Raw genomic sequence first — 9,753 nt, forward strand, 5'->3', positions numbered from 1 at the left:
TATGGACCTGACGATTCAACACTTTATTGCGCTGGCGCCGCTGCTGATTACCAGCATCACCGTTGTGGTGGTGATGCTGGGCATCGCATGGCGTCGCAGTCACTCGCAATCATTCCTGCTGACGGTAGCGGGACTCAACCTGGCTTTGCTGTCCATCTACCCGGCGCTGAAAGTCGCGCCGCTGGTGGTCACGCCTTTGCTGCAGATCGACAGCTTCGCCTGTCTTTACATGGGCATCATTCTGGTGTCGACCCTGGCCTGCGTCACCCTGGCTCACGCCTACCTGGGTGAAGGCAAGGCGGGTTATCCGGGCAACCGCGAAGAACTTTACCTGCTGATCCTCATGGCTGCGGCCGGCGGGCTGGTGCTGGTCGCCGCGCAACACCTGGCAAGCCTGTTCATTGGTCTGGAGTTGCTGTCGGTGCCGGTCTACGGTCTGGTGGCTTACGCGTTCTTCAACAAGCGTTCGCTGGAAGGTGGCATCAAGTACATGGTGTTGTCGGCAGCCGGCTCGGCGTTCCTGCTGTTCGGTATGGCGCTGCTGTATGCCGAATCCGGCAGCCTGGGTTTCAGCGAAATCGGCAAGGCCATCGCCGCCACCGGCATGCCAAGCCCGATCGCAAGCCTGGGTCTGGGCATGATGCTGGTGGGTCTGGGCTTCAAGCTGTCGCTGGTGCCGTTCCACTTGTGGACACCGGACGTATACGAAGGCGCCCCTGCCCCGGTAGCGGCTTTCCTCGCTACGGCCAGTAAGGTCGCGGTGTTCGGCGTGCTGGTTCGTCTGTTCCAGATATCTCCGGCAGCCACCAGCGGCGTGCTGACGGACGTGATGTCGGTCATCGCCGTGGCGTCGATCCTGGTCGGTAACCTGCTGGCGCTGACGCAGAACAACCTCAAGCGTCTGCTGGGTTATTCGTCTATCGCGCACTTCGGTTACCTGATGATCGCGATGGTGGCGAGCAAGGGCATGGCGGTCGAGGCGATCAACGTCTATCTGGTCACCTACGTGCTGACCAGCCTGGGCGCGTTCGGCGTGGTCACGCTGATGTCGTCGCCTTACAGCGGCCGCGATGCCGACGCGATGTTCGAATACCGCGGCCTTTTCTGGCGTCGTCCGTACCTTACGGCCGTGCTGACCGTGATGATGCTGTCCCTGGCGGGTATCCCGCTGACGACGGGCTTCATCGGCAAGTTCTACATCATCGCAACCGGCGTCGAAGCGCACCTGTGGTGGCTGACCGGTTCCCTGGTCGTGGGCAGCGCCATTGGCGTGTTCTATTACCTGCGTGTGATGGTGACGTTGTACCTGCAAGACTCGAAGATCCAGCGCCACGACGCCCCGTTCAACTGGGCGCAACGTGCAGGTGGTGTGATGCTGTTGGGGATTACGCTGCTGGCGTTCTTCCTGGGCGTTTATCCGCAACCGCTGCTGACCCTGGTGGGCCATGCGGGTTTGTGATGGCTGAGTGATGCACAAAAAACCCTGCTTTCGAGCAGGGTTTTTTATGGCTTTTGATTTTAGAGGATCAAGAGCGTCTGCCTAACGGCAGACATTTCGCCTTCGGCGAGTTACTTGGAAAAGCACCCCCCTCTCTGTTTTAAAGAGCAGCCAAGGGTGCCTGCTCCTGGTTGGGTTCCTCCTCCGTCGGAATACCCTCACTCCGGTCTTGCTCCGTGGGCCCGCGCCGAACGGACATCCATGTCCTGACGGCGCTCTCGCCGCATCCATGCGGCTCGGCCCAATGCGCAAAACCTGCGTTCAGCCTGCACCCAAGTCGCGATTGGCGGTGGCTTGGCTTTTTGCGTATGAAGATCAAAAGCAAATCAAATGCCGATCAACGGCTTCCCGGCTAAAGCCGGTCCTACTGACGGAATGCGAGGCTTAGTAGGACCGGCTTAAGCCGGGAAGCTTTTGATCTTGATCTTCATGCGCAGGAAGTCCAGACGACGTCAATCGCGACTTGGGTGCAGGCTGAACGTAGGTCTCGCTCCGCGGGCCGAGCCGCATGGATGCGGCGAGAGCTGCCCCCCGCCATGGATGGCGGATGGCAGCGGGCCCACGGAGCGAGACCGGAGTGAAGGAACCCTGACGAAGGAAGGGCCAAACCAGGAGCAAGCACCCTTGGTTACTTGGGGTGCTTTTCCAAGTAACTCGCCGAAGGCGAGATGTTTGCCGTTAGGCAGACGCTTTAGATCTTGATCTTAGAAGCACACGCTAACCGGGCAATCGAACGGTTTTCTTGTCGCCGGTAAACAACGCCCACGTCGACATAAACAACGCCGCCACCATCGGCCCGATCACAAACCCGTTCAACCCGAACACCGCCATCCCGCCCAGCGTCGAAATCAGAATCAGGTAATCGGGCATCCGCGTGTCCTTGCCCACCAGGATCGGACGCAATACGTTATCCACCAGCCCGATCACAAACACCCCGAACAGCCCCAACACCACGCCCTGCCAGATCATCCCGCTGAGCAGGAAATACAGCGCGACCGGCGCCCAGACAATCCCCGCCCCCACCGCCGGCAGCAACGACAGAAACGCCATCATCACCGCCCACAGCAACGCGCTCGGGATATCCAGTGCCCAGAAAATAAACCCGCCCAACGCGCCCTGCGTCACCGCCACCACGATATTGCCCTTCACCGTAGCGCGAACCACACGGGTGAACTTCAACTGCAGGCGGCGCTTCTGCGGCTCAGCCAGCGGAATCGCGATGCGGATCTTGCGGGTGAGGTCCTGCCCATCGCGCAGGAAGAAGAACAGCAAGTACAGCATGATGAAAAAGCTGACAACGAAATCGAAGGTACCCTGCCCAAAGCTGAATGCCTGGGTGGCCAGGTAGTTGCTGCCCTGCATCGCGCTTTTGGCAATCTTGTCGCGCAACCCGTTGAAATCCCCCATGCCCAGGCGATCAAGCCAGTGCTGCACATAGGGCGGCAGCAAGACCTTGAATTCAGCCAGATACTTGGCGATGTCGAGCTGACCACTTTCCACATTCTTGTAAAGCGTCGCCCCCTCCTGAACCATCAACGCCGCGATGACGATCACCGGCAGAATCGCGATCAGCAGACAAATCGTCAGCGTGCACAAAGAGGTCAGGTTGCGCTGCCAACCGAAGCGGGCCAGCAGACGGCGTTGCAGCGGCGCAAAGATAATCCCGAGGATCACCGCCCAGAACACCGCGCCGTAGAACGGCAGCAGGATCCAGATGAACGCGATGGTCACCAGTATCAATAACAGCAGCAGGGTTTTGTTTTGTAGCGCGGTTTCGTTCATGTTTCTTCCATGTCATTACACCGCGCCAAGCACACGGTCTGATGCTTAGTCCGTCAATCGCCACAGGAGTGCCGCAGCTGAAGTGCAAGGTCAATGGAGGAGGTGCGGACAGCGAGCCCCGAGCGAGGCCCGCCACCCCGGTCTAGATTCTGAACTGCCGGACCAACTGGCCGAGACGCTGATTCAGCTCTGTGAGGTTGCGCGACGTGGAGGCGCCGTGGCGGGTTTCATCGGCCACGCTTTCGACCGCCACGGCAATCTGGTGGACGCTGCGATTGATCTCTTCCGCCACGGCCGTCTGCTCTTCTGCAGCGCTGGCAATCTGCGCGTTCATGGCGTTGATCGTGCCGATCAGTTGACCGATCGTATCCAGCGACGCGCCGGCTTCATTGGCGCGGGCGGAGGTCCCGTCGCCCGCCTCGCTCGAGCGTCGCATCGCCTGCACCGCGCCCTGTGTGCCTTGCTGCAAGCGTTCGATCATGCCCTGGATTTCCTGAGTGCTTTGCTGCGTACGGCTGGCCAGTGCACGCACCTCATCCGCCACCACTGCGAACCCGCGGCCCGCTTCGCCGGCACGCGCAGCTTCAATGGCAGCGTTGAGCGCCAGCAGGTTGGTTTGATCGGCGATGGAACGAATCACTCCGAGCACGCCGGCGATCGACGACACGTCATTCTGCAGGCTGTCCAGTGAAGTACCGCTGTCGCGGATGTCGTTCACCAGCGCGTGAATCTGCTGGATGCTGCCGTCGACCACTCGCTTGGCGGCCTGACCTTCGGCATCGGTTTGCTGCGCCGCAACCGAAGCACCTTGAGCGCTCTTCGCGACTTCCTGCGCAGCGGCCGACATCTGATTGATCGCCGTGGCGACCTGATCGGTTTCGTGACGCTGACGCTCCATTGCCTGCTCGGAACGTTGCGCCTGGTCGGTCACTTCACCCACCAGCCCGGTCAGTTGTGCGGTCATTTCGGCGATCTGCCGGACCAGCCCATGAATCTTGTCCACAAAGCGGTTGAACGACCCGGCCAGCTCGCCGAGTTCGTCCTGGGAGGTCACCGCCAGGCGCTGAGTCAGATCACCCTCTCCGGCGGCGATGTCATCGAGGTTGGCTTTCATCAGGCGCAGCGGCCGCAGAATACCGCCCGCGATCCAGAAACCCACCGCTGCGATAATCACCAATACCAGCAGCGTGATGCCAATGATGCTGACCAGCATGTTCTGCCGGCGCTCGGCGACATTCTTCTGCAGCTCCTGGACCTTGGCATCGATGTTGTCCAGATTGATCGATGACCCGAAGGCCATGTCCCATTTCGGCAGGTATTCGGTGTAACCCAGTTTGGGAACCAGCTCGCTCGAACCGGGTAGCGCGGAGGAATATTCCAGGTAATGAGTACCCGCTTTCGCCACGTCAACGAGACCGGCATTCACGAAAACGCCTTTTGGATCGCGGGCATCCTTGAAGCTCTTGCCGATGCCATCCGGGCTATTGCCCTTGAACAGCCGCACCGCCTGAGAGTCGTAGCCGAAGAAGTACCCGTCCTTGGCGTAGGTGACCTGGGAGAGCATCTTGATGACCTGCGCCCGCGCTTCCATGTCACCCGGGGCCGAGGCGTCATAAAGCGGTTTGATGGTGCCCAGCGCAACGGCCACGTAACTTTGCAACGTGGCTTTGGCCTCAGCGAGCAGGTGCTGGCGGGTTTCTTCGACGTCGCGCTTGCCCTGCTCACGCAGCATGATGACGGTGCTGACGCTGATGATCAGTGCGAACACCAACACCGGAAGCACGGCAAGCGAAAGTACTTTGGCTTTGAGATTTAGCCGCATGGCAGTCATGACCCTTTGTTTTTGTGCGTTGAGCCGTTGGGGTTCCTTTACGGTTAACGGCCCGGCGCACAAAAAGTTGAGGTCACTAGGAATGAGGCGCGCTTTCGCTCCCGGGCAGTTGCGGGCTGAGTCGCTCGGGCAGATCGATGCGCACTTGCAGCCCGCCCATGGGGCTGTCCAGCAACTGAATGCGCCCGCCCCACGCCTCGACGATATCCTTGACGATGCCGAGGCCCAGACCGTGGCCGGTCACTTGCTCGTCCAGACGATTGCCACGGCCGATCACTTCATCGCGATGCTGGGAGGGGATGCCCGGGCCATCGTCGTCGATCAAAAGACAGTAGCCATCAGCACCTTTGGCAATGGTCAGCCTGACCTGGCTGTCGGCCCACTTACAGGCGTTGTCCATCACGTTGCCCAACAGCTCGAGGATGTCCTCCCGATCCCACGGCAGGAACAGATCCGCAGCGATCTCACTGCTCAGCTCCAGATGCTCGCCATGAATCATCCGCAATGTGGAAAACAGCCCGGGTATCTCCGCAGCACAATCAAACCGCGCACCCGGCAACGCATCGCCTGACAAACGTGCGCGATTGAGATCACGCTCCAGACGCTGCTGAATGTGCTGCAGCTGATCGCGCAGGGTATCGCGCACATGCGGATGACCTGCCAGCCTGTCGCCTTCGGCCAGGCTCATCAGCACGGCCAGCGGCGTTTTCAGCGCGTGGCCCATATTGCCAAGGGCATTGCGGGAGCGCTTGAGACTGTCCTCGGTGTGGGCCAGCAGATGATTGATCTGCGCGACCAGCGGTTCAAGTTCCACCGGCACTCGCTCATCAAGTTGCGAGCGCTGCCCTTGTTGCAGCTGGAAAATCTGTTCTCTGGCCCTTTCCAGCGGGCGCAATGCGCGGCGAACCGTGACGCGCTGCAACACCAGAATCAATATCAGGGCCATCAGCCCCAACCCGAGACCGATGCGCTGGACCAGTGCGAAACTGTCTCGCACCGGGGTGTAGTCCTGAGCGACGGTGATGGAGATGGTCTGTCCGAACTTGCGGTAATCGGTGTGCAGCAGCAACAGCGATTGATCGGTCTTCTCAAGCGCGAGATCAGCGTGCAGACCGGGCTTGCCCGGATGCGGCAACTCCAGATCCCACAGCGAACGCGACCGCCAATGACCCTGGTCGAAATCAATCCGGAAATAATGGCCTGAATAGGGCCGTTGATAGCCGGGCGACAGCCGATGCTCATCGAGCTGCAGGCCGTTAGGGCCGCGAACCAGTGCCACCAGCAGCAGCTCGCTTTCATTGCGCAGGCCAGACTCGAGATAACGCTGCAAGCCGACTTCAAACAACCACAGGCTGATCTGCGCCAGGACCAGCCCCACAATCAGCAGCACGCTGATCAGGCCCAGGCTCAAGCGGCGCTGTATCGACCTCACTCGCCCGTCCCGGCAAAACGATAGCCTTGCCCGCGTCGTGTCTCGACCACGGCCCGCCCAAGCTTGCGGCGCAAATGATTGACGTGGACCTCGATCACGTTCGAGTCCCGCTCGTTCTCCCCGTCATAAAGATGCTCGGCCAGATGACTTTTGGACAGAATTTGCCCGGGGTGGAGCATGAAGTAACGCAGCAGGCGAAACTCCGCAGCCGTCAGCTGGATGTCCTCCTCCCCGCGACTGACGCACTGGCGCCCTTCGTCCAGGTGCAGGCCGGCGGATTCAAGTTTCGGCTGATTGGCCAGACCACGGACACGGCGAAGCAGCGCCTGAATGCGCAGCTGCAACTCTTCGGGATGAAAGGGTTTGGTCAGATAGTCGTCAGCGCCAGCCTTGAGTCCTTCGATACGTTCGGCCCACGAGGCCCGCGCCGTCAGAATGAGTACGGGGGTAGACAGCCCGCCGGACCGCCATTTCTGAAGGACCTCTAGTCCCGGAACGCCTGGCAGACCAAGATCAAGCACGATCAGGTCGTAAGGCTCGGTAGCTCCTTGATGAACCGCATCGCGGCCGTCAGTCAGCCAGTCGATCGCGTAACCCTGCCGGCCAAGCGTACTGATGAGCTCGTCCGCCAGGGGAACGTGGTCCTCAACCAATAACAAACGCATCAATCGTCTTCCTTGTCTTGCAACAGGCGGCTGTCACCGGCATCGAATTTCAGCTCGCGCACCACATGATCGGCAGTGAGCAGCTCGATCTCATAGACCAACACACCGTGTTTTTCCTCAAGTTCGGCTTCAAGCAGCTTGGAGCCGGGGTAACGTCCCAGTGCCTGATCAATGAACTGCTCAAGTGGCAGAATCACGCCTTTCCTGCGCAGCTCAAGCACCTCGTCCTGATTCAGATCCCGAGCCAGACACGCCAGGCTCGGGGTGACCGCACACGCGGCCACCAGACAGTAAACGAAACACTTGGCGGGACGCTTACTGGAGATCATCAGGCGTCCTGATGGTCTTTGAGGATCTGCCCGCTGACGGCGTCGACTTCAACGTCCCACTCCACACCTTGCGCATCGCGCAGTTCGATCTGGTAAACATACTTGCCATATTCCTGTTCCAGCTCGGTGTCAGTGATGGTGGATTTCGGATGCTTCGCCAAGGCGACGGCGTTGAGCTTTTCAAAGGATTGAATAGTACCTGCATCGCGCAGTTTCAGCGCCTCATCTGGACCCAGATCCCGGGCCTGGACATAACCGGCTGTGAGGGTGAGTGCAGTCGCAGCGATAAAAGCAGTCAGGAATTTCATGGTGGATCTCCGTAGTGGTCTGGTTGTTTACGGAGCCAACGATAACCGGGCGAACTTAATTGAAGCTGAATTCATCTGGCTACGTGCCACTACCTGGCGAGCCGCCAGCGGATGTAAGCGAGATCCACGATATGATTCTCCCCTGTCAGACCCCGGAGGGGCCATGAGCAACATTCACATCAAATACCCAGCATTGACTATCAAGGCCGGCAGGCGCGCGATAACGCGGATCAGCGAGCAAGGGCTGTCGCCGATAGATGTCGGCATCATCCCGGGCGCGGCGGGTGGACCGAAAGCGCTGGGGATTCAGGGGCTGGATCTGGCGCTGTTCGGCGAATGGCTGCCCCGGGCTCAGCGGGAGCGCTCGTTAATTGGCGCCTCCATCGGTTCGTGGCGCTTTGCAAGCGCATGCTTGCCGGACCCGGTTGCAGGGATCCAGCGACTTGGTCGGCTGTACAACGAGCAGAGTTTCGCCAAAGGCGTGACCATGGCTCAAGTCACCCGCAGCTGTATGACGATGCTCGACGCGCTTTTGCAGGCGGATGATGCCCACGTCCTGACGAACGCCCATTATCGGCTCAACGTGATGATCGTCAGAAGCCGCGGTTTGCTCGCCCGAGATCATCGTGCTGGGTTGAGCCTGGGACTGGGAGCCGTGATCGCAGATAACCTGCTCGGGCGCGCGCGCCTGTCGCGGCATTTCGAGCGGCTGGTCATGCACGACCCACGCCTCGCCCCTCCCCTTCTGCCAATGACTGACTTTCCGTCTCATTGCTTGCCACTGAATACGCTCAACCTGCGCCAGGCATTGCTGGCGTCAGGCTCCATTCCCATGGTTATGGAGGGCGTTGCAGAGATCCCCGGTGTCGGCGCAGGGATGTTCCGCGACGGCGGCCTGCTCGACTACCATCTGGATCTTCCATACAGCGGAAGCGACATCGTGCTGTATCCGCACTTTACCGACAAAATAATTCCAGGCTGGTTTGACAAGGCACTGCCCTGGCGCAGAGGCGACCAGACTCGGCTTCAAGACGTCGTACTGCTTGCGCCCTCAAAGGAGTATCTGGCTACGCTGCCCTGTGGCAAGCTGCCTGATCGAAGCGACTTCAAGCGGTTCGTCGGGAGGGATGCGGATCGTCAGCGGTATTGGCGGACCGCAATGGAAAGCAGCAGGCGACTGGGGGACGAGTTCCTGGAGCTCGTCGACACAGGCCGTCTCATTCAACGCCTGCAGCCCTTGGCTTAACCATCTGGTCAGGTTCCGCCTGTCACTCGCGAAACCATTACTGATAAACTCGCCGCTTGCATTTATCGCTCTGGCGATCGCCACTTCTCAAGGCTCATATCACCGTGGAAATTTTTAAAGAATTTACGTTCGAGTCAGCTCACCGGCTCCCTCACGTGCCAGACGGCCACAAGTGCGGACGCCTGCACGGTCACTCATTTCGTATAGCGATCTACCTGCAAGGCGAACCCGATCCCCATACCGGATGGATTCGCGATTTCTCCGAGATCAAGATGATATTCAAGCCTCTGTACGAGCGTCTGGACCACAACTACCTCAACGACATCCCCGGTCTGGAAAATCCGACCAGTGAAGTGTTGGTGAAGTGGATCTGGAAGGAGTTGAAGCCGCTGCTGCCAGAGCTGTCCGCCATACGGATTCACGAGACATGCACCAGCGGGTGCGTGTATCGCGGTGACTGATCAGCGTTAAAAAATGAAAACCACCCCACGGGTGGTTTTTTTTGGAACGGCGTTTAACAGCTTTTCCGCGCGCAAAAAACAAAACCCCATCTGCTTTCGCAAATGGGGTTCTGGAATTTAATCTTGACGATGACCTACTCTCACATGGGGAAACCCCACACTACCATCGGCGATGCATCGTTTCACTGCTGAGTTCGGGAT

Annotated in this window: 9 protein-coding genes and 1 rRNA gene; 3 read left to right on the plus strand and 7 right to left on the minus strand. The window is 59.5% G+C overall.

All coding sequences use genetic code 11. The annotated features are described in order from the left end of the window. The first annotated feature begins 1 nt into the window (after position 1). The gene (gene nuoN / locus QMX88_RS13580; RefSeq protein WP_192174849.1) at positions 2-1,459 is read left to right on the plus strand and encodes an NADH-quinone oxidoreductase subunit NuoN; all 1,458 of its coding nucleotides are present in this window, start codon (positions 2-4) and stop codon (positions 1,457-1,459) included. A 756-nt stretch (positions 1,460-2,215) separates the two neighbouring features. On the opposite strand, the gene QMX88_RS13585 is transcribed toward nuoN, so the two are convergent. From QMX88_RS13585 to QMX88_RS13610, 6 genes are all read right to left on the minus strand, one after another. Continuing rightward, complete coding sequence (locus tag QMX88_RS13585) at positions 2,216-3,280, minus strand: AI-2E family transporter (RefSeq protein WP_192174850.1); 1,065 nt, start codon at positions 3,278-3,280, stop codon at positions 2,216-2,218. A 142-nt stretch (positions 3,281-3,422) separates the two neighbouring features. After that, positions 3,423-5,102, minus strand: coding sequence for a methyl-accepting chemotaxis protein (locus QMX88_RS13590; protein ID WP_282370104.1), 1,680 nt, complete (start codon positions 5,100-5,102; stop codon positions 3,423-3,425). An 85-nt stretch (positions 5,103-5,187) separates the two neighbouring features. Next, on the minus strand, positions 5,188-6,543 hold the full coding sequence (locus QMX88_RS13595) for an ATP-binding protein (protein WP_282370106.1): 1,356 nt from the start codon (positions 6,541-6,543) through the stop codon (positions 5,188-5,190). Further along, the gene (locus tag QMX88_RS13600) at positions 6,540-7,208 is read right to left on the minus strand and encodes a response regulator transcription factor (RefSeq protein ID WP_282370108.1); all 669 of its coding nucleotides are present in this window, start codon (positions 7,206-7,208) and stop codon (positions 6,540-6,542) included. The genes QMX88_RS13595 and QMX88_RS13600 overlap by 4 nt, the downstream gene beginning before the upstream one ends. Continuing rightward, positions 7,208-7,537, minus strand: coding sequence for a PepSY domain-containing protein (locus QMX88_RS13605; protein ID WP_282370110.1), 330 nt, complete (start codon positions 7,535-7,537; stop codon positions 7,208-7,210). Before QMX88_RS13605 ends, QMX88_RS13600 begins: the two co-directional genes overlap by 1 nt. Then, positions 7,537-7,845, minus strand: a complete 309-nt coding sequence (locus QMX88_RS13610) for a PepSY domain-containing protein (protein WP_192174855.1) — start codon at positions 7,843-7,845, stop codon at positions 7,537-7,539. The genes QMX88_RS13605 and QMX88_RS13610 overlap by 1 nt, the downstream gene beginning before the upstream one ends. Before the next feature lie 163 nt (positions 7,846-8,008). On the opposite strand from QMX88_RS13610, the gene QMX88_RS13615 reads away from it, so the two are divergent. Together QMX88_RS13615 and queD are read left to right on the plus strand one after the other, a co-directional pair. Then, complete coding sequence (locus QMX88_RS13615) at positions 8,009-9,091, plus strand: patatin-like phospholipase family protein (RefSeq protein WP_192174856.1); 1,083 nt, start codon at positions 8,009-8,011, stop codon at positions 9,089-9,091. A 104-nt stretch (positions 9,092-9,195) separates the two neighbouring features. Next, positions 9,196-9,552, plus strand: coding sequence for a 6-carboxytetrahydropterin synthase QueD (queD, locus tag QMX88_RS13620; protein WP_282370113.1), 357 nt, complete (start codon positions 9,196-9,198; stop codon positions 9,550-9,552). A gap of 121 nt (positions 9,553-9,673) precedes the next feature. On the opposite strand, the gene rrf is transcribed toward queD, so the two are convergent. Beyond that, a 5S ribosomal RNA gene (gene rrf / locus QMX88_RS29705) occupies positions 9,674-9,753 on the minus strand; the annotation flags it as partial.

Origin of the sequence: Pseudomonas sp. PS02290, assembly GCF_029960075.1 — a bacterium.
Classification (GTDB): domain Bacteria; phylum Pseudomonadota; class Gammaproteobacteria; order Pseudomonadales; family Pseudomonadaceae; genus Aquipseudomonas.

Bases quoted from the DNA above. Each gene is read 5' to 3' on its own strand.
- nuoN (WP_192174849.1), top strand. From the start codon at position 2: ATGGACCTGACGATTCAACACTTTATTGCGCTGGCGCCGCTGCTGATT.
- QMX88_RS13585 (WP_192174850.1), bottom strand. From the start codon at position 3,280: ATGAACGAAACCGCGCTACAAAACAAAACCCTGCTGCTGTTATTGATA.
- QMX88_RS13590 (WP_282370104.1), bottom strand. From the start codon at position 5,102: ATGCGGCTAAATCTCAAAGCCAAAGTACTTTCGCTTGCCGTGCTTCCG.
- QMX88_RS13600 (WP_282370108.1), bottom strand. From the start codon at position 7,208: ATGCGTTTGTTATTGGTTGAGGACCACGTTCCCCTGGCGGACGAGCTC.
- QMX88_RS13605 (WP_282370110.1), bottom strand. From the start codon at position 7,537: ATGATCTCCAGTAAGCGTCCCGCCAAGTGTTTCGTTTACTGTCTGGTG.
- QMX88_RS13610 (WP_192174855.1), bottom strand. From the start codon at position 7,845: ATGAAATTCCTGACTGCTTTTATCGCTGCGACTGCACTCACCCTCACA.
- QMX88_RS13615 (WP_192174856.1), top strand. From the start codon at position 8,009: ATGAGCAACATTCACATCAAATACCCAGCATTGACTATCAAGGCCGGC.